Below are 23,853 nucleotides of genomic sequence, written 5' to 3' on the forward strand. Positions count from 1 at the left end.
TCTATGAAATAGAAAGAGGCTGTCTAAAAAATTTTAGACAGCCTTTTTTTCATGATTATATTTTCAATCTTACAATAAGAATGAAATTCCATTAAGACTTGTCCAAGTTGTACTATAATCGAAGCATATTACAGTTCCATCTGCATAAATATCGACTCTAGCAATTTCATTTCCAGACACTATCGTCTGAAAAACTAATCGTTTGCTTGGTCTAAACCCTGCAGGCAATGTAAAAATGATTATTTGATTTCCGCCTATCGTTGGTGTCGGCGTTCCGTTACGTACTAAACCTTCCAAATAAACGACATCGTCTTTTTTGCGATATCTAGCTGTTTGAAATAAAGAACCTGGATAGTTTTCAACTCCATTCAATAATGTTGGGTTTTGCCACCCAGAATCACTTCCTGAAGTTACAATAGTTACTGCTCCTGTTTGCCCGTTTACGCTTGTTACAGGCGCATGCACTTCTGCTGCACGCTTTGCTCCTTGCGGTGTTACAGCTCTTTGGGTATCAGTTCCTGTTGTTACTTCTGTGAGTGTTGCTATTTCTATTTTCCCTTGAGTAGAAATAGTTGCATTTGGCACAGCATTGTCTACAATATGATTTGCCGTTTTTGGCGTAATATACTTTGTGTCATTTGTTGTTAATGCTTCTGCTAAACTTGCTTTGTCTTGCCCTCTATTGACTCCGCTATCAATAAGATCTACAAATTCGTCTTCTGTTGGGCGATCTCCTGTTTCAAAATATGATTTTAGCTCTGTTCTATTTTTTTCTGCCATGATCTAATTTTTTTATGTGTATTATATTTGTGAACTCGTTCAAACTTTTTCTAATAATCTGATAAATAGTTGCTGTTTTTAGTTTTACTTTTCGCTTGAAATTTTAAAGTTCAAACGAGTTCACGGGTTTTATCTAATAGTAAATGTGGTTCCAATAACCATATCTCCAACACCTCCAATGTCAATCCAATTGTCTTCGTTTGGCATTGTTAATATGTTCTCTTCAGTACTTTGCATTCCAGATGTGTTTTGCGCCACAACTTTGAAATGGTGATATACAGTGTTTCCATTAGCATCTTGTGTTGCGAGACTATGATCTTGCAGTGTTGTGTCTGCTAACAAGACGAAAACTTCTGACTCATTGGTGGTAACTTCATGTATTTTTACCCAGTTTCCTTGTGCGTTCATTTTGTACACATGATAGGTTCCTTTGTAACATGTTTTTTCCCACTGCAATGCTATTTCATTGATATCTCCATTTGCCGCAATTGGCTCAGCAATATATTTCATTGTTGGTGCTGGCGGATTTGCAACTTCTACCATCATAGTCGCTACAATTTTTGAAGCTTGTGATGGCGCATATTCTGTGACAATTTGTGGTGAATTGGTTCCATAGTCAGCTTCCGAATATTCTATTTGTCTTGACACTGTCAATCGGTAGAATAATCCGTCGCCATACGGTACTTCATCCAAGTCATTAAAGTCGTCATATACAGTCCATAACTCATTGCCTTGTAATCCTGCAGCGTCTACATCAATAGTATCTACTAAGGTCATTGTTCGAATAGATTGTGCATCTAATTTGTTGAATGCGCGATAGATATTTACTTTTTTGATGTCCTGAATTTCTGGATATGAATTAATTTCCAATTGAATCCTTGATGACGTTCCTAAGACTACATTTTCTAAAACTGGCATAATGCGTTTTACCTCTGGTGCTTCTGGAGCATTTGAAGTAACTAGCTTTATTGGTCCTAAAGCACTACTGAATTCTCCCAATTTCATTTTCGAACTTAATTCTCGTGCCGCATAGAAATAAATGTTGTTTGATGTTCCATCTAAGTTAAAGTCTGTAAACTGTGTTGTGTGCGGACTTGTACTTGTGGTTTTCATCATTGGCGCCATTTTAAATGCTGGATCGGTAGGCATTAATACACTACCATTTTCATCACGCAATACTTGCTTTTCATTGACAGGTTGATGATCTGGTCCATTTATGTATGCATATACTACTGGCACTTTGGTCAATGGTACAAATGCATTGAAAATGACTCCTTTTATAAAACCTAACAATCGTGGATCTCCAACTGCAATATTTCCAACGTCTGTATTTGTCGCTTCAGGATCTGCCTCAAAAGGCGTTACTGGTTGCGGTGGCGGAAATGCTGTATTGCTATTGATTCGATCAATAATATCATTTGCCCATTCAAATAACGCTACCTTATCAGGATTTGGAAATTTGTAATTGTTGTCTGGATCTACATCTACTGGCGGATAGGTTCTGAAATCGCCTTCCGAACTTAGTGTTGCAAAGTCTAAGAAATTTTCCCAACGATTTGCGAAATATTGCTCATTGTTTCCTCCCAGAACTTTGAGCGCTGACCTGATTTCGCGAACTGTTGCTTTTTCATAGAGTGCATTTAAGATAGCTTCGTCATTTGCTCTGTAGAACAATACACCATGCGGTTTGTGCTGGTATTCCGTTGTGATCGTATATGTTGAACGTCCAAAGAAATCTGGTCGTGTTGCATATTTTGCTCCGTCCGGTTGTTCTGGTTGCAATGCTGGCACATCTTTTTGCGCAAACATGATTTTCGGAATACTGATGTTTGAATAAAACGGATCTGCTGTTTGATGACTTCGCAATCCTATAATTGAATTGTGTACTTCTTCATCGTCGCCAGGCAACAGATTTGCTTCTGTTAAACCGTATGTTTGATTTTCGTATAAGTACACTTTGTATCCAGGATAGAAGTTTACCGAAACATTTGTTCCAATTTGAATTGGATCATAGTTAGTATCATCAGAAAATATTGGATCAAAAGCAAGTACTTGTACATCATTTCCAGTAGCATCTCCACTATATTTAATGTTTAGAATTTTTGCTACTTTCAATACTTTACGCTTTCCATTTGGATTACCATCTGTATGTACACGTACAATTCCTCGATACCATTCTACAGAATTGGTATTTCCATAATAGTCTTCATGCTGATCTAAGACAATTCCGTGGAAAGTAATATTATACATTCCTTTGTGCCCCATAATTGGATCGCCATTCGTATCTAAATCAATAACTTCATCTACTTCAGTAATTGTTGTATGATTGCTTGCTGCATCTGACCAAATTCCACGCGTCTTTTCTAAGTGACGTTCTTGTTCACCATTGTCACCTTCTACAATGACAACTTCACGGTGAATTTGATCAAAAGTATCTACTTTTACTTCTAATGGTTGCGGATTTGGTGCGCCCCAACTTGATGGAGTTTGCATGTTTTCAATCGCCATAAAAATACCATCATTCGTAATTTCAATTGCTTGCAATTCATCTGCATCTGCCGAAGGAATATCGTCTACCAACGCATCACTAATTTCTTTTTTGTATACTTTAAATTGTGGAAATCCTGATGTTTGAATTACTTCATGAATTATGTGTTGTTGTTCACCAATGATGAATACTCCACCTTCATAATTTGACTCTAATCCATTTGGAATACTTGGTGTTAATGTTTGATCAACACTTGACAGATAGTATTCATCAACCGTAACGATTGATACTAAATTGTTTCCTGGATCATCCACAACACTGATAACTTGCCCTGAGATATTGTTTGGTATTTCATTTCTGAAAAAGATATCTACATCATTTGCAAAAATTTCATCATCATCATCAAAAATAGACGTTGTATCTGTTACCAATTCTGCATCTGTAATTGCGGCATCTTCGGGTACTGAATAATCTATTAATTCTTGATATGAATGATAATCAAACGAGATTCTTACTAAAGTTTTATCCGAATTTGGATTCGTATCATAACGCTGTTGTTCTTCTTGCGATGTCAATAATAACGGCTGCTCCTTTTGAATGAGATGCGGCTGAATGTTTGACGGCGGCAATAACGGATTTGTTGGTTGTAAATCTGTAATAATTGATACTTCCGTTGGACTCGATGTTGCTCTTGAGAACCAGTTGATTCCGTACGAACCATAGTAATGCGTACCACTAATGATTTGTTTGTGAACAAATATTGGCTGTCCTACTTCTGGCAATGTAATAGGAAATGCTTCGTAACGTTCTGATGCATTAGAAACTGTAGGATCTAGATGTAAGTAACGCTTGTCATGCGAAATTTCAGGTTTCTCCCAAACACCTGGATCTGGCTGATTATTACGTTGCTTTCTATATTCTAATCCTCCATAGATTGGAATTGTATACTCTTTTGCTTCAAATTGTGTATTTTCTACATAGAATACAGGATTGTATACATCGTCTGGAATTTGGTCTGCGTATAACGTTACATACCTTTTTTTACCATCATGCGTATATCCGTCAACATCTGTAATACTTGAAGGTTCACTTGTTTCTGTTCCAAAATATGCTCCTGGAATTACTTCATCTAATGAAATTGGTAATGGCAAACGTTCGTCGGAAGTAGCCGTTGGCAAACTCATACTTAAATGCTGTACTTCACGTGCTCCTTGTCCATCTTCCAAATCGCCAAAAGTTACATATTCTGCAATGTATACAAAGTCACCTTGTTGTACTTGTGAAGTTGTGTCTAAGAAACCTAATCCTAACATACGTGCAACATGATAGTCAAAAGACGCAATGTTTAGCATGTCGAGATTCGAAATTTCCATTACATCATCTTCATCTTCTACGACAATGTTTTCGTCTACAGGAATTTCTTCAATGGCTTTCGGGTTGTCAATATCGTCACTTAACGTGATGTATTGCTCAACTACCTGTTTTATGTTTCTATCATAAATATCTGGTTCAACTACATTCCATTTATTAATGTAGTTCGCAACATTTACTGCGGCATCATCATTGAATCGTGGCCAGTTTCCATTCACCAAGCCTGTAGATGGTTCTAATTGCTGTAATGCAACAGTATCTTCAAGCGTTAATGCATAACTTCCCATTGGTGTCCATGCTTCATTTTCGTTAGCATCTTCAATGAAATCGCCATACAATTCAATACGCACTTGCGTCATAAAAGTATTTGTACCAATACATCTAAATGTACGTCCATTTTCACATAACAATCGAATGTTTTGCAAAGCTGTCCCTGCGTACGTTTTTCTGTTGGTTGCTTTTTTGAGTGCAATTAACGTGTTTGTAGATACCGACAATGTTTCAGTTTGTAATGAACTGTTGGAAGCTGACGAACTTACTTTTGCTTCTACTGCAAAGAATAAGTGTCGTTTACTTTCTACTTCAACCAACTCACTACCATAGTTTTGCATGAATCCTTGCGCATTGGTTGCGGGATTGATCACGGCGCGAACTTGCGTATATTTTGTTTGATTTTTAAAGTATACATGAAAGTCTTTTCCATCAACATTATAAATCCATAAACCATTTGCATCGTCTACAATGTTTGGTGCTGTTGTTAAGTCAATCGTTTTTACCACTTTTTTGTATGGCGCTCTATACACACGTACAAAGTCATCTTCTTTGTTGAAGTTGTTCATATTGCCCGCGTAGTTTCCTTTTGGCAAGTGCTTCTCCCCTAAAGCTCCTGAAAAGATCCAACGTGTATGAATTCCTTGTGCGCTACCATCGTTCCCTGTTGATCCGGCAGCTTGTAAGTAGAAATTAGGCGACTGAATTGCTGTATGTTCACTTGGTGGAATTGAAGTTGTATTACAATTCTCACTACAGTAGTCATTGCGTTCAGAGGCTAATTCTGTTACGTTAAGAGATGTATTTTGAAATGTGTGTGGTAAATCGCCAATAGTAGGTGCAAAATCGTCTGTAGTATACGTTTCTTGTACATATGGTGTTTCCGCAACATCTACTGAGATACAGTTTTGTAACTCTAGATTAGTTTTGGCTAAATATGCTGAGTTCGTTCCTACAATTCCTCCAACTAGATATAGTTGTTGGTCTGCATCATTAAACAACTGACTGATGCTGTTTTTACTTTCAAAATCGAGCTTTCTTCTCCATAATTCGTTCAAGTTATAATCGTACTTTATTACTTCTGCTGCACGACTTGAATTGTAATTTGCGATACAATAAAAAGTTCTATTCACACCTTTTACAAGTCTTACTGATGCACTCAATTTGTCTGATGCACTTCCTAAATTCGTAGTTTTTACACTGTAGGAAGTTGAAGCGTTATCGAAACTGGTAAGGAATAATTTGTTTGTATTATCATGAATACCAGCAACAATATATCGATCTGACACTGAAGATGTTGAAATAGCTCCTGTTGTATAAAGATATGTATTGTTTCCGAAACGTTTTCCCCAGTTTAATCCTAAGTTATCATTGAAAGATAATACAATACCATGGCGAATTGTTTGCCCTCCTGGTGTTGTAGCAGAACCTAAAATTGTAAATCCGAAAGGTGTAGTTACAACGCCCATGACTTGCTCATCAGAAACACCAGCTACTTTTCTAGAACTGACCATGTTTCCATTTTCATCGAGCTTGTACAATTCCATGTCATCAGTAGAACCAGATTGATTGAACCAAGCCGTGATTAGGTACTTTTGTGTTCCTCCACTATAGTCAAGCGCTTTAATTCCTGTACTGAATCGAGTATTTGGAGAGTATAGTAATTTAGACCATACAATTGTTCCCGTTATGTCAATTCTAAAGACTACTAAATGCGCTCTGTTTGTTTGTCCTGTTCCATAATGTCCAAGCACAATTGCACTTTGTCCATCTGGACATACTGCCACAGAAGATAACCCTAAGTTTCTTTCAACTAATACTATATGTTTACGCCATACAACATCACCATTGTCTGTTAATAAGGTTACAACTCCTCCGTTTCCGTTTCCACCAACTGTTAGTATACGATTGCTTCCAAGCTTACACACAGAACTATTACCGTCAAATACACCATTACTTCGGAATGAACTCGTGAAATAACAATCACTTGAAATGTAAAACTCTACAGGTGCAACTTGTGAACTTTGCGCTCCGTTGAGTGTAAAACTAGTAACTGCAATTTCTTCTACACTTGTTGATTGTAATATGGATGTGTAGCTTCCGTCATTGTTATCAACCGCAGCTGTAATGGTTCCTTTGTTTGTGGTAATTTGCACATTTTCGCCACCAGAAGTAAGGTTGTTTCCATCTGCATCTTTTAGCTGCACCGTAATTGTTGAAATACTGGTTCCATTTGCTGGAATTGCCGTAGGATTTGCAGTAATTGTACTGTTTTCCAAATCTGGTTCTGGAGTAGCCAAACAAAGTTCTACACTTTCATTGTTTTCGTTTGTTGCTTCTACAGCTTCGTGTCCTTGTTCTGTAATTGGAAAAAATTCAAACTCAAAACTTCCTGTTTCTCGAATTAGATTTTCTTTTGTAAGTGCGAAATTACTATTCTGATTCACACGAATACACGTGTTTTCATCTAATTCTGTGTCTGCTTTTACGATTGATTGATTGTCCCAAACATCATTGTCGTATCCAGTTCCAAAAGGAATGAACATTAATGCATCGTCAAGTGCATAGAATGTATCTGGATGCAAACTCATTTTATCAATCGTTTTTGACCATTGCAACGCTCGATTGAAGCCGTATTTATGAACTATTGTTGATCGCGGCGAAGTTGAATTGTCTGTATTGATTCGATAAAAACCATCATCAATATTAAATAGTTGCGAACTGTAGTTGAACGTATCGTCGTACCACATTGCGCTGGTTGCTTGTGGAAATGTGCTTCCATAAGGGAAAGACAATAAGAAAATTCTGTTTCCTATATTTCCCGAAGTCATCAGTGTTCCGTTGTTTTCAAACCCTGCTGTTCCAACTGCATACGGTCCTGAAGGTACAAATACTGTAGAGTATTCTACATTTTCTGTAGTTACCAAGTCTCCGTTTAGTTTGGCTAATGATACAACTCCACGTCTTCCGCTAGGAAAAGAACTTCCATTTCCAATAACAACCGCTTCTCCACTGTTGTCTACTACAACATCTTGCACACTTCTTGAAGAGGTTTCTACAACACTCTTAAGTACGTTTCCATTGTCGTTTATTGTAAAGAATAGGTTGTTGGCCCAAACCAAATAGTTAGGACCATTTGGTTTGAGCTCAACTTTGTATGAGTTATATATTGTTGGTTCGTGTTCATACGTTTTGAACCACAACATGTTATCATCGCTATCTAATTTTATGATACAATATTTATCACTTTGTTCACTATTGATATTGTTATAATATCCTGCTATCAATCGATCTCCATTGGGTGTTCGTACAATACTTTTTAAGAAACCAGTTCCTACTTCGCCATTTGTATATGTTTTTACCCAAATGAGCTCTAGATTACTATTGGTTTTTATAAGTGCTATTTTGTTTGAACTTACAGATGATCTTGTGCCCCAGTAGAAAAACCCATCGACTTCTCCTATGAAGCTCACATTAGCATAGCTATTGTTTACTTTGATTTTCTTTATAAAAAAGTCATTACTTAATGCCATCTTATTATTTTTTAAACTGTCAATTTTTATTTTTTATTACTGTGCTAGCAAGATATCTTCTGCTTTTGCAGTATCATCAATTACGTATTTGTTTACTTCCCAAATCAGGTATCTGAATTTGAAGCTTAACATTTCCGCTGTGATTTGCTTACTGTCATGCATGATGAATGCTTGTGAATAGTCTTTTGAGTATAATACCTTGTAAGTATCATCATCTACACCAGTTGCTTTGTCAAATACACGTATTGCGCCTCGATGTCCTACCGTACTTCCGTCTTCAAATATTTCTTCTTCTCCATTGATTTGTTCAATTGGAATTTTTGGAATATTGAATGGTTCTGGGTTACGAATAAGGATTGCAATTAGATTTCCGTCGCCATCAAGAATTTTGTTGAATTCTGTGTTAACTGGCGGATCTAATGGTGTCATTCCTAATACACCTTCTAATAGTCTGTCAAAGACATCTAGATATTGTGTTTCTAACGCATCACTATTTGCATCTGGGTTTCCATCTACAATGTTGTAAGCCGTAGTAATATCAGCTGGAGTTACGTTTGGAAGTTCCACATTAAATACAGCTTGTCTGTTATTGTCTGTGTTTTCTTCATCAATTAACATATAACTGTTTACTTGCGCTTCAAAGTTCTGGTAGCGTGATGTTTGGAATACGTAATTATGAACTTGCGCACTTGATACAACATCGTTGCTTTCCGTTTCAAACGCATTGTAAATCAACGCTGTATATAACTTTTGTGGTTTTAAATTCGTTAAGGTTACAGAGTATGCATAGCTTTGTGGCTGAATTGCATTTCCTATATCAAACGTACATTCGATTGCATCGTTGTTTTCGTTGATGTAGTTAATGAAATTGTTTAGCATTCTAATATTTAACGGAATTCTTGGGTCGTTATCATCAATCCATGGTACGCCACCTTCTCCATTTCCTTCTGGTAATGGTACAGTTTCGTCATTGAAATCGATTGGCAACGGATATGGAATTACCACATTACTTACTGGATCTTTGATTGCAATGTGCATTGAACCTGTTAATTCTGGCGAACCTAAATACGCTTCCCACGAACGTAACATGTGATATGCTAGTGGTTTTGTAAAGTATAGCGTAATTCTACATTGTTCTTGTCCGTAGAATACTGGTTTTGCTTGCAATAAGTTTCCATCTGCATTCGGATACGATTTGTCATAATCAATGTATTGACGTAACGACGTTAACGGATATGCATCTGGGTTTGTAAGTGTTCCTGATAAACTCGGATCTCCATTAGTATCTACACGATTTATAATTGTGTTGACATTCGTATTATCCTCATATTCATTCCCATACGTTACACCATCTGCATTGTGGAAGTGCCCAATTGGTCCTGCCGTTTTGAATCCGTAGTAATAGTCAAATAATTCAGAATTAGCGCCATTATCAACTTCATCTTTTAGTTGATAGTGAACATAAAACGTTGAGTTTGGTCTCCAGATAGGTTGTGCAGTTCGTTGTACTGCTTCTTCCATATCTTGTTGTTCTCCCACTATTTCTTCATATCCTGGAATTGTTTGATTGTACTCATGTTGTTCTATAGATAACCAACATACTTCTTGCACAGATGTATTACATATATGTGGTTCTTCAGTTGTTCCGCCACCATTACATCCGCAATCTCCAGCTTCTTCAAGAAGTTTTATCAACTCTATAGCAGAAGCATTCAAATCTCTGAATCTTAGTATTTGTTCATGATGCCCAACTAAACCTTCTATTCTGTTCAGTATGACAACATAGTTATCATATTCCGTTGATATTGCTGCTGGTAATGTTACACCTGGCACATTCGCTAAGTCTTTAATTACTTGTCTGAACGCTCGGAAACAATCTATGTTTGCATCTACTTGCTCGCTTGTTTCTGTATTTAAGAAACATTCATTGTAAAGACGAACCAATTCGTCATACGCTTCACAGATTATAGGATCTTTTTTACAATCTCCTGAGCAATCGCAATTGCCAAGCTCATACATTTTATCTAAAATTGTATTTGCATAGCCAACTGCAACATCTAGCATTGGTGGTCTTGCAATTTCTGGATATCTAATGAGTGTATTGATATCTGCATCTAATGCAACCAATAGTCCGTACTGCGGATTTTGCGCGTCAAATGATTCCATACTCGCAATCATTTTTAAGAAGCAATCCCAATTGTCATAGAACTGATCTTTTGCATTGTAATCGATACATGTAAATAATGCCTTTTTTAATAGTGCTTGGAAGTTGCAAAGCGTTTCATCTTTGTCACAGTCTCCATTTCCGCCACCATCATCTGCTGGACATAATTCGTCAATTAACTTTAAGTTTTGCTCTAACGTTCGAATCTCACTAATTATTTTTGGTTGCACTTTGAAGTCACCAATATTAGCATCCTGTTTTACATACGTGAATTCACGTTTTGGCAACTCAGTTATTATTTCTGATTTCTTCGTTACACAACTCGCCAAGTCTTCTTTTAGCAATGCTAAATATTCACTTGTTATTAATGTGTAATTCTTTTGTTGCTCATCATACCAGACATCTTTGATACCAGATAGTGTTGTTGGCGTATTGAAATCGAACTCAGCATCAATTGCTAAACTTTCATCACTTTGAATGCTAACTCTGTAAATTGGAGCTGCACTGTTGGCTACAATTACGCTATTCGTTTTATCGGAACCTGTAAGTTTCCAATTTTTGAATATTGGCAATTTACGAGAGCTGTATTCTTTGAATTCTTTGTCGTTGTACGGTATGTACGTAATCGTCGATTCTGAAGCCGTGATATTGTCAAGGATGAAGTATAATCTTTCTTCATGCATGATCATATCTGTGATTTCAACTTGTGATTTACTATTGATGAGATAGTTGAATTTAAGTTGTAAGCTTGCATCAAAATGTACAATGATACTACTGTGTGGATTTGGCGAACTTGTAGACCTTCTACGAATTCCAACAAGCAATCCTCCTTTAGGATCTAAACAGCTTGCACCAACTTCATACCAGTATTTTCCTCCGTTGTTTAATCCTGTTTGATTGACAACGTTACCATTTTCGTCAATTTCTAGTACATATAAAACATCTCTTCTGCTTGATAGACATGTGATAAAGAATGTTCTTTTTTGTGTTTTTACTACAGACATTCTATGTTCATCTAAACCTTGCTCACACGTAAAGTAACGTTGCCACAGAATGTTTCCGTTTGTATCTACTTTTAAGTAATATAATCTTCTAGAGTATCCTCTTCCGATGATTAATAGGTTTCCATCTGAAAGTTCTTCAATTTCCTTGAATCGGATTGGTTGTGAACCATCAATGTAATATGCCTTACTGAAAATTACTTTTCCGAACGCATCTAGTTTTGTCAATACACCATCGTTGTAACTCGATCCAGCTACATTTACAGATGGATATCCAACAGCATAACAGTTTCCTCCAATGAATTTCATTTTAGAATACCAGTTTACACGTTGTGAATTCGTTTCTGCATGTGTGTATTTGTACGAATTAAAGATTGTATTAGAAATACCAATATTAGTCGGATTTACTACAATACTTTTACTTGCCGCTAAGGCTATTGGTTGCTCCTCACCTTTGGTTTCACTGCAACCTACTTCTCCAATGACCATTGTACTTGTAGCTAATAATAGCTTGAGTCTTGCAATTTCGTTTTCACATTCTTTAAGCGTGTTAAAGTATTCTATACGTCTTGCTATTACTTCTCCTGTACTATCGATTACGTTAAAATAGTATCTATTGTCTACAGTTTCTTTGATTTCTATACTATCATTTTCATTAAGAACCGTAAATACAGATGTTTTTAATTCTCCAATTGCTGCTTCTTTTGAGTAATAACGTGTGCTACTGCTCAATACAATTTCACATTTTTCATTGTACACTCTGAAACGATATTCATCAATTCCATCGTTGTCAATTTCATTGTAAATTTCAGCTACAATTCGTTGTTTTGGTGTAGTATCTGTTTGTATAGAACAACCTTCTGCTTCTAGCTGTGCTAGTTCTGCTTGCAATGCTTCTAATTGTGCTTGTTGCTCTGCTGTTAGCGGAATAATTTGCCCTGTTTCACTATCATATGTAGCTTCTTGCAATTCTGCAATTTGTTCGCGAACAGCACGGATTAAGTGTGCATTTGCAGATTTTGGCGTTACCGTAATTTTCGAAGTTAATTCGTCTTCGTTTGTATACATAACTACGCTGTTTAATTCTGCCTTGGTTTTGTATACTTCTTCGATTAACTCATATTGCGGTGTACTCGCTGTATCACTTAAGATTGTTTTGTAGTAACGAATGGTTACTCCTTCTGCATAGGTTGTTAACTTTAATTTTGTTGTTACCGATGATTCTGGTAAAATGATGATTAATCGATCTGCATTACTAAATTGTAACGATTGTGCGAAATCGTGATTGTTTTCTACATCAGTCACTTCCATACAACCAACTGCAGTTGGTTCGTTTGATGAGATTATTAATGTTTCTGTTGTATTAGTGATTGATCCTAAAACCGAACTTGATCCATTTGGTCTAAAGCGCTTTAAGAATAAAGTGCTAAAGAATAATTCGTTTGTTCCTGTTGTTGGAAATGGATAATCTGCTTTTACTTCTACATTTACCGTTAATGTTCCGTTCTCGGCAGTTACATCCGTAATACTTAAACTATTTAGTGGTTCACTATCATTGTCTAGAAGGAAGGTGTTTATTGCGGTTAGGTATTGCTCTGAAATTTCAACAAGATTTGTTGCAACTCCATTTTCTAACGTATAAAAATCTTCATTGACACCAAGAGTTACATACGAGTTTGTTCCGTTAATTCGCATACGCATACGGTCAAAATTAGCTCTTGTAAATTCTTGTCCGCTCCCTGGATGAATTAAATCAAGTGACCAACTCATGTTTTGCACATAGATTGTTTGTTCTAAATCTCCAGTTCCTTCTTCAATAGAATAGTATGCACCATCAATATAGTGACCTACATAACCGTTTGGTCTGTAATATTTACTTCCTAATGGTTTTTCTAAGAAGTCTGAACAATCTCCTGTTTCTTCAGTTGTAACACAGTATAATTCTGATGGTGTAATTCCATATTCTTCAGGAATAAACCATCCTGGCTCACCAGCTTCCATATATGAGAATGGATTTGTAGCTAATAATCTGATAGAATCATATTGTTCTCCATTTCGTTGCCAGTATCCAATACGTAAGTGATTTACACTGTCGCGCTCATCAGTTGGTACTACTGCTTTAAATGGATGATATGGTCTCCAATTGCTTCCATCTGCCATAAATATTTCTATGTTTTCAATAGAATATTTGTGTTTTACTTGACGTAATTCGTGTCCACCACGTACTACTTTGTTTGGCGGAATTAAGTCTGTAAAGTTTTTAGCAGCGCCTGTATGTCCTCCAATTTTTTCAGAGACTTCACCTGGCACTAAACCTTTCATCGCTTTGAAATCGATATAAGTATCTAAAGGAATTACTTTATCAATATTGCCTGCACTTGGAACACTTGAGAAATAGTTGAGTTCAAATGTTTCATTCGTCATCATGTGAACACCTTGTACTGCTTCTTTTGTTCTGTCTGGGTAATTTGGATTGCTTCCGTCTGATAGCGCTGGAATTGGCGTTCTGTCTACCGAATTATCTTTTTCCCACTTCAGTTTAACCTTGAATGTTTTACAGATTTTCACAATGATTCTGATACATACACGGATACGAACTTGTGCAAATAGTAAGAATGGTTTTGCCGCTTCCGCAGATAGAATCGCATCGAGACTCACTCGGAATCCAACTAATTTCCATACACTAATAGCGATTGTTCCTCCAAAGGCAATATAACCTCCTAATTGGAATCGCTCAAAGCTTATAAATCCGCCAACTTCTACATAGGCACTAATTTCAACTTTAATTCCGAAGAAATTTTTCTTTAATGATATATCAACTCTCGCACCGGCTTCTATTCCTCTTGCCGAAAGCATTAAGTATGATTGCGCCGTTATGATTGTTAATACTCTTGCCGTAATTGGTGAATCTTTTGTACCAAAGTTAAGATACCAAGCAGACGGATTGTTAAAGAAGAATCCGGCTTGTACTTCAGCATATAAATCTATAATCCAACCATTAGATTTTGGTAATTGGTAATCGGCACCAAACCAGAATTCGAATGAATTATCTCCTACAGCTACACCTGCAAAGAATGGAGGTTCTGTATCGTCTATAATCCCTAATCGTTCTCCAAGTACATTGGCTCTACCATCTAAAATAAATACAGATGGTAAGGATAGGATTGCCATGAGTCGTGTGGAAAATAAGAATCCATCATCGTGCATAGTTCCTAAAACCGTTCCAGCTCCGACTGCAACTGGTAAGTCGTATTGATCGGTTCGCGGTGGCCCACTAAATTTCTCAATATTTACACCACGTTTTGGGTAGGTATAGTATTCGTACCAAGTATTTTCGCCCGATACTAACCCAACTGCTTCTTTTTCGGCAACATACTTGTATCCAAGTAATCCTCCAAATCCGTAGAAAGCTAGTCCTGTTGCCGCCAATGGAATTGGCGTTGGCATTTCAATTCCTGCTTCAATGATGAATGCAGGTTCTTTTGGTTGCAAGCGCATTTGTGCTGCTCCACTGATTCTTGCTTTTGGAAGTTTTAATCCAATTTTTCCGTGATATTCAGGAGATTCTCCTGGCTCAGGAATAGATAACATTCCGTTGATAATTGCTAAGGCAGAATCTGGATCTGCAGTTCCTGGAATGATTAAGTCAACCTCAATTGTTTGAATACGTAAGAAGCTGTCTTCATAGTCATCTTCATTTCCGCCATACAGATCAACCATTTCATCATTATCAGTAGTGTAATAGTATTTGATTCCTTCTCCACGTGCGTCAATTCCTAATGGATCAAGACTAATTGCTCCGTCAAATCCCCAATAGTTGTATTTACGCATCACGCCATCTTTTTCTTGCTGATGCGATCCGAAGTGAATTCCGGTAACGGCAATTTCAATTGGTCCAAGATTTAATGAGATATTTGTTGGAATGAATGCATTTCCTCCTACAATTTCGATAGATCCATCTTCGTATACGCGTAGTTTAGGTAATACAATTTTTTGATCGCCTAAAACTCGTTGCATGATTGCATTTTGGAACGAAATTTCGCAAGATGTTCCTAAGAAGAATTTATCATCATCTTTCCCAACTTCTGCTGTTAAGAAATTGATTGTCATAAAGTTGAAAAGTTTCAACGGAAATCCTGACGGTAAAAATGTAGCTGTTAATGAGAAATCATCTTCACTATACCAATGACCTTCTAAGTCTATGATTGCTTTTTCTGTAGGATTGTCTGGCTTTTTGAACTTTGGAATTTCAATTCGTGCTTTTAAGTTCGATTCTGTTACTTGTCCGTGATAGAACGTTAAGTCAAATCGGTTGAAACCTAATCGCCATGCTTTGTCAGGATTACTTCCTAACTGAAACCACATGAATTGATTTGGATCAATCGTGCTAATGAAATTGTTATAATCTGCTTCCTTTTCAAAGTTTAATACACCTGTATTCGTTGTGATTGATAACGGATACTTGAATTTTAATTGATATGGTGTGTTTAAAGTGTTGATATGTGCAACTAACTCAGGTAAAGAGTTTACCGTTTCTTCTACATTATTTGAAGTTACCGTTGTTGGATAGTTGACATCAAAATATTCTGAGAAATAATCTGTTACTTGTCCAGCCGCATCTACTGCATAGGTAGCTCTTAGTGCTATAGTACCTGACATTCCGCCAGTTCCTATAAGTAATCTTTCACCTGTAATTGCTAGTGTTTGTCCAGTTTCTTTTTTGAACCATTTTTTTGGCAGATAGATTGTAGTCAAATCAGTATAAACACCCATAAATTCTGGTGGTCTATTGTCTAAATCTGCTTCTACAATGTTAGAATTCCTACTTAAATCAATTTTTAAGTTTTGAATATCTATAATGAGTCCTGTATTTCCAATTTGTGCAGGAAAGTTGGTATTTAGTACTAAATCTAAATTATACCCAAATCCTTCTTCGGTATCTGCATAAAATAATGCTTCTCCAAAAGTCAACATTACTCTTGGTCCTCCATCTGCATCTTCAGGTAATTCCGTTAACGGTTCACCTGTTAGCGTGTTATCACAAGGATTGACTCCAAATTCGTCATATACAGGTTTTAGAATGCTTCTAGGAAATTCGATTCCTGCTGATAGTGTGAGTGTTGCTCTTGCTTTTGGAATAAGAATATTTTTGATGTATTCTTCAATATCTTGTGGCAATAACGATCGGAAAAACTCTTTTAGTTTTACTTTCGTTTCATTTAAATCATTCTTTAAAACGTAGGTTATAAAACCTATAAGCGTAGCATATTTTTGTGTTTGCGCATGTATTTCGGAAACAATATCTGTTAGTTTCGTTTCTTGCGTAGGCGTTAGTAAATTAAGATCACTATTTGCTGCATTGATGTCATTTACAAATTGTTCTAGACTTGTTGTAGTGTCGTCTATTGGTTCTGTAAATGTATTGATAAAGTTCGCAATAGCTTGCTCTTCTGATATATTTAGTACGCGTAATGCTATTTCAAAGAATTCTTGAGGAGCGAAAGAGAAATTATCTAAATTAAAGTCTCTTAAGTAGGCAAGTATTTGCCATTCGTATTCTACTGTGATTGGGAACGCAGATATTGATGCGTCGTCGGCATCAGGATTTAGTACTAAGTAAATTCCTGTGCTTGGTAATTCGATATCTAAACGTTGCGATACGATTGATAAGCTGTAAAAAGCCGCATCTCCTCTAGGGCTTTTATTGTATTGTAAATCCTTGTAGTGTATTTTATCGAACAAATACACGATTCCATCTTTGATGAAACCAAGAATATCCGGTATATCGTCTGTATTGACTACAGACGATAGTTTTGGATAATACCTATGCGCTACAACCGCTGTATTATTATTTTGACCTGACATATTATATTTTTTTATTTTTTGTGATCTTTTTTATTACAAAATTTGAGTTTAGCCAATAACCTTCTAACCCAATGACTATTAATCACTGAATTACAATGTATTACGGATTCAAATTGTTTTAGAAAGGATTATATCCCTCTAAATGGAGTCCAATCCTAGCTTCAATTAAGGATTTTAAAGAACCCTTTCCATTTTCTGTGTAATTAGCTTGAGTAGGATTATTTAGTATTTGATATAAAGGTGGATTATCTCCTTCATCTAAATACATAAATACGGGTCTTCCGTGTGAACTTAAATCGATAAAATAATGTGGTCGAGATATTGTAACACTATATAAACTAGTAAGTTCAGATCTTTCTTCATCTTGCATTTCTTGTTGACTATCATAAATACTAAAGTCAAGAAAGTTACAAAAGTTACCTGCTAGATAAAGTAGTTCTTTAAGCACTTTTGGAAAAGGATTTCCACTATTGTATAATTGTTCTAATTGTAGGATTTCAGTCTCTTGAATTCCTTCATCTATTAAACCATCTATCTGTGGATTATCTCTTAAAGTTTGTAAATATTCTATAATCATAACTCTTAATTTATTAATTTCTTAGTTTTACTGATAGTGGTAGCTCTTGGATCAGAAATCACTTCAAAAACTATACTTTTATTATACTTTTCTGCTAATTTTTGTAAATATACTAGATAGCCTTGGCAACTTGTACACGTATATAATGTAGATGCCGCCTTAATTTTAAATCGACTTCCGCTGTTCCAATGTTGTTCTAAGAAGCTAAAGATATATTTTAATTCAGTATCATTGTTTCTTGCGATATTGTTAGGATGTGTTCTATCTATCGCTTTTAATGTAAAAATATCAAACAAATCTTGATCTGGTGGGTTCGTGAGCCAATTAGGCACATTATTAGCAAACTTACTATTGACTGTAGTAATATCTCCAGAGACAAAATATTCATCCACTGTATTTAATAAATTACCATCATTATCAAATATTTCAGTCCTAGTTATATACTTATTTACCTTTTTAAGTTTATTCTTAATATTACTTGCTAAAGCATCGAATTCACCTATATTCCCTTTGTAAATATTATTTAATCCAGTTTGATCCATTATAGTATTTATAATGTTTCGCAGATATCTATCATTTGCTTTTCTTAATGCCATTGACATTTTAATATCCAATAAATCTACATGGATATCTATCAGGTCTGACTCTATAATTTTTTTAATATCAGCATCTTTAAATTTATCTACATGAATGGCTCTAGGATTGTTCATGTGCGATACCATCAAATTCATTCTTGGAGGGCTATTATTTATTTTATTAAGAATTTGATCCGTAAAATTAAATGGACTTCTATTATATTTCTGAATAAACTTTATCCTATCCGCAGAGTTCAAACTACGTAAAAAATCATTAATATTTGATTTACTACAAAACAGAATAAAACCATCATATAGACTATCGTTTGTTAGTATATTAATATTTTTTCTGTCAATAACATCTAAATCACGTAGTGCTTTCCATCGTTCAACAGCAACAGCATCATTTTGGGTTAATTTTGATAATGTAGAATTTGAAGATCCTAAAAAATCATCCATAAAGGCTATTTTGCCGTCAACATCTAACCCTAAATCATCTAATTTGTTTGCAATAGCTGGGTCAAGATCTGCTAAAAAATCAGCTAGATCAGCAGCTACATCATCAATTTGATTTAACTTATTCTTCAAGGCAATTAAATCTTGATTCTCAGGAGTATTTGGTAAATTATCTGGAATATTTTGATTTAATTGTCTTGTTGACTTTTTAAATAATCTTTTTGCTAAAAGGTCACCTGATAATGTTACTACTTCAAGAATTAATAACCATTTATTAATTTCTTGGCAACGCTTAAACTCATCATACTCAGGAGTTCCTTGAGCAGGTGGTGCACAAGGAGAATTACTATAAATAGTACAACCACCAGTAGATATTGAATATGCTAATGATGCTGCTCCTAAAATTAATTCCCAACTTTGAAATGCTATTTTTCTTAGTGTATTAACCGCAGCTGCTTCTAAGACTTCTCCAGCTAAAAATCTTCTAAGTACTCTACCTCCTCCAGTAGCTAAGTTTTTATAAATACCTATTCCTCCAATAAAAGTAAGAGCCACGTCTACTACTACTCCAACTGTTTCTTTAAAGTCACTATAATCACCTAAATCATCAACATATTTAAGATAAAAAATAGGAATTTGATTTTTATTTTCATCTTCTGCTGATAAAGCACAAGGTGTATCGACATTTTCTGCTACAGGAATTCCTATAATAGTTTCTAAATTCCCTGTACGAGCTATAGAAATAGGAGTGAAAATGTCATAAAACCCGAATGGCACATATTTAGTTGCGGAAATTGGTTTAAAAGGTATTACTAAAGACCAAAAAGAATCTAATAAAAGTTCATCAAAATCTTTATATTCTTCATGCATAGCTACAATTTTATCTCCTTTGAATGGAAAATTAAAATTATCGTTATACCATAATAAAACTTTTTCTGATTCATAATTGATAAGTTCAGGTGAAGCAGTTTCATCAAAAGTTGGCGGACCAACTAAAGTTTCGTCTTCAAATTCCCAACTTGCATTATAGGCTGTATATGAATGTGGTACTAATGTAGCTGATGGTAAATCTGTATTATTTGGATTGTACTTACTATTTAACCATAATAAGTATATCGATTTTACGAATTGCCCTTTATTCCCTTTTCCATCATCACCAAAAAATGTATTATCATTGACTTTATCATACAATATTTGATAATATGATTTTTTTGTATCTGTTATAAAACTGGGTGGTTTACTCAACATATCTAAGAAGTCATTTATCTCACTATGATTTAAGTTACCATTATCATCCTCACTACTAATAGATTGGATAATTTTCACTACTACTTCTTCTTCTGTTAAGTTTAATCCTGAGAAGAATGGATTCCAATTACCTTTGAGCCAATAATTGTTTTTAATCATATCTTCTAAAAGCTGTATTTTTGTTTGATATGATAATTTTGATAATTCTAAATGGCTAAATAAACTAACTATTCTTACTACAAAATCTATCTTACTAGGTAAAGAAAATATATTAGTAAAAAGAAAATCTGGTTTAAATGCGACAGAATCTACCCATTCTTTGTATTCTATTAAACGAAGCCTTAATAATGAAAAATATTCTCTCGTAAATGTTGAATAATATTCTTGTTCTGTAATTATCGGATTTGTTGCAGAAAGACTAGCTTTAACTAAATCAAAATGATGTTGAAAAGGGGTAAAAAGATCATTGTTATTTAGATATGTTAAGTGTTCACTATCATCAAACAGTAATTGTTGAAATAAATGAACTATATCTGTTATTAATGTAACATCGTAATAGTAATTAAAACTTGTTGTTCCATCTGGATTTAGAAACTCTTTGTTTCGAGCTTCAAATACGTAATCAAAAAATTCAGATTGTAAATTTGATACTATTTCAGTTTCTTCAAAACCATCAAAACTCGAATCTACATCATAAAATTCAAGCGGTTTCCCATTGAATAATACACGATTTCCATTAACCTTGAAATTCTCTGGAGTAGGGTATTGAGACGCTGAGTTTTTAAAATTAAACTTCTTTATTTTAATTTTGATCTCAAGGTTTATTAAATCACCATCATCATTAAACTCCCAATCCATGTCCTTCACAATTAATAATACTTTAGTATTCTGTTCAATTGTTTGAAAGTGGTTTATAATATTTGGTCCCCAATCAACAAGATTAAAATACCTAAAATCACGTTCACCTACACCTGAAATTTCATTATTATTCTCTTTAGGTCTTTCTTTTTCCCAAAATTCTACTTCTGGAAAATATCCATTAAATTTACCAGTTGCTGAACTATAGATAGCCTTATAATAATCATTGTTTGTTATTCCTTGATTTCCCTTAAACCTTCTTACTCTACCAGTTTTTATACTAAATAAGACATCAGTATTTTCGGTATCGAATGTCTCTGTTTCGCTTATCTCATCGAGATAAACAATATATCCATCTTCTAAAATGACTGTTTCTCTCATTATATTTCTAATTTTGTATATGATAAACCTCCGTAAATATCTCTTTGATATTTACTATATTCTTCTGAAAAGATGGCTTTTCCATCTATTGTGTATACTTCTATAGGTTTGTACTCTGTTTCTCCAGTTTGAATTACTGGTTGATGAAGTTCTAGATTTCCTTGGCTATTTTCTCCTACAACTAAGAGTTCATAAATATTATATTCAATCTCTTCTGGAGATAAGAACTCATTGCTATTATTATAATTTGATTGCATAAAAAATATTTTAGCATTAGATAAACTATTTGCCAGCAATGCGTCTATTAACCTTTGATTTTCAGAGTCTGTGATTCCTAATATTCTTTTTATAGAATTATCATTTTCTAGCACTTTCAAAGTCAATCCTCTAACTGAGATATCTCCGTCAGTAAATAAATTTATATCATAATAATAAGGCAACTTTGGCTGATAGGATTGATATTGACCGCCACTATAATTATTCATACTACTTTTTGCACTATCTAAAGTAGAAGAGCTATTTTGTCTATAAATGGAAATATTTCTATTTATTGAATCTATCAGTGTTTCATAAGTGACTCTATTTACAAATGAGTCATCTCCTCCTAATAGTATTCTATCTTTTACTCTTTGATGTTTTACAACACCTACATCACTCTTCTCAGATACAATAGAAAAATTAATAATCTGTAACTTCTCATCTACAATCGTTGGTAATTGCCCATCATTTACTTCTGTATTTACTATGGATGCATCTAGCAACCCAAAAACATCGTCAATATCTTTGATAACTAAATCTTGTGGATTAGCCGTTGGATCATTTACTGGAACATACGCTTCAACAATCATTTCTCTCCCTTCAAACAAAACATTCACATAAGAAGCTATTACATTACTTGTTGTAGCATTTACATTTACTACAATATCCTGTGTAAAGGTTTGGTCAACTTCTGGATCTTGTTGTAATAAGTTCTTGTCTCTAATAAAGTTTTCTTCATGCTCCGAAGCGACTCTTCCCAATTGCACATACATAGAAGCATCTGCATAGTTATCTGTCGTTAACTGAAGAGTGAAAGAAGTGTTTTCTGCTGGATCACTTACTGTTGTTGTTGTTTCATGAATTGGCCATTCAAATGTTCCAAACGTAGTTTCTGATAAATTAGCTGTATCTACTCCAATTTTCATATTGTTTGAATTGGTATCTGATATCACATAGTTATCATAGAAATTATAGGAACGCTGACGATTTGCTTGAATGTAGACATAAATCTTATTTTTAGAATAAAACCCATTCATCATTCCATAAATAGCATCTTTCGTTGTTAATAGAGTAGCATTATCTCCCACATATAACTTTCCTGCTCCATTTGCATGCAATCCGTACAATGCTGCTACATCAAGAAATGCAGTTGCATTTTCTTTGTATAATTTTTTCTGAAAATTGTTTGTAATCGTAGATGCATTCAAACTATAATTCTCGGCTCTTGCATAGGCTAAGTCAAGTTTGAAAGGGTTTGGATCGTTTTCAATATAATAATCTCCACGATTCAATACGATATCTATTCCTATTTCGTCTTCTGCATATCCTAAATGTATTCCTCTTGGTATTAGAGGAAATTCATAAGCTTGAGCTGGCTCTTCTTCACCTGTTGCTTCATCTAGTACAGTTGTTATTTTGAAAAAATATTGATCTATTAGATGAGTTGGATCTTGTGCTGTTAATTGATCGGTAGTATGTGGAAAACCTATAAAGTTTGCCATGAAATCAGGTGCGCTTTCATCTACACCATCTGTTCCATAAAATTGAAGAAACTCGGACCATATATATTTTACAAATCCTGTTCCTGTTGTCTCACTGCCTGCGACTTGACCACTATTGGTCACAAAATCGCTTTTATTCAATCCTCTATAAATGATATATTTTATAGGAATGTTTGAAATAGGCTGCCTAAAGGGTCTAAGTATAAGGTTTACCTTATTTTCATTACCAGTTCCAGTTTGCGGCTGTATAAAAACCGTTCCTTGGCATAACGCGTATACTTCCTTTTCTCCACTGAATCTCAATTTACTGGTAGTATTAAACTGATTCAGTGAAACTGCTCCAAATCTCTCTGACTCCAACTGAGAAAAACTTGAGTCTTCTAGAAAAAAATGTGATTTTGGCTGTAATAGCGGCATCACATTGCGTCCTTCAGAAGAAGTCGTCAAAGACTGGTACTGTTCACTTGTTTCTGCTGTATTTGGCATAATAATTTACCTAATTTATTTTACATTATTTTAAATATTG

The 23,853-nt window shown here is 34.9% G+C and carries 6 protein-coding genes; all 6 read right to left on the reverse strand.

The genetic code is table 11. From position 1 onward, the window contains the following. Window positions 1-69: 69 nt before the first annotated feature. Entirely contained in the window at window positions 70-780 is a 711-nt protein-coding gene (locus ACRBBL_RS13915; RefSeq protein WP_431369674.1) for a hypothetical protein, read from the reverse strand. A gap of 129 nt (window positions 781-909) precedes the next feature. Continuing rightward, window positions 910-8,442, reverse strand: coding sequence for an Ig-like domain-containing protein (locus ACRBBL_RS13920; RefSeq protein ID WP_431369675.1), 7,533 nt, complete (start codon window positions 8,440-8,442; stop codon window positions 910-912). A 36-nt stretch (window positions 8,443-8,478) separates the two neighbouring features. Further along, window positions 8,479-17,472, reverse strand: coding sequence for a hypothetical protein (locus ACRBBL_RS13925; protein WP_431369676.1), 8,994 nt, complete (start codon window positions 17,470-17,472; stop codon window positions 8,479-8,481). Window positions 17,473-17,590: 118 nt separating this feature from the next. Next, complete coding sequence (locus ACRBBL_RS13930; RefSeq protein ID WP_431369677.1) at window positions 17,591-18,049, reverse strand: hypothetical protein; 459 nt, start codon at window positions 18,047-18,049, stop codon at window positions 17,591-17,593. A 5-nt stretch (window positions 18,050-18,054) separates the two neighbouring features. After that, window positions 18,055-21,567 carry a hypothetical protein gene (locus tag ACRBBL_RS13935; protein WP_431369678.1) on the reverse strand — a complete coding sequence of 1,171 codons (3,513 nt, stop codon included), beginning with the start codon at window positions 21,565-21,567 and terminating at the stop codon, window positions 18,055-18,057. Further along, a complete protein-coding gene (locus ACRBBL_RS13940; RefSeq protein ID WP_431369679.1) occupies window positions 21,567-23,813 on the reverse strand; it encodes a hypothetical protein in 2,247 nt (748 codons plus the stop codon). Before ACRBBL_RS13940 ends, ACRBBL_RS13935 begins: the two co-directional genes overlap by 1 nt. Between the last annotated feature and the right edge of the window lie 40 nt (window positions 23,814-23,853).

The sequence above is a fragment of the Kordia sp. genome, from assembly GCF_050633145.1.
Classification (GTDB): Bacteria; Bacteroidota; Bacteroidia; order Flavobacteriales; family Flavobacteriaceae; genus Kordia.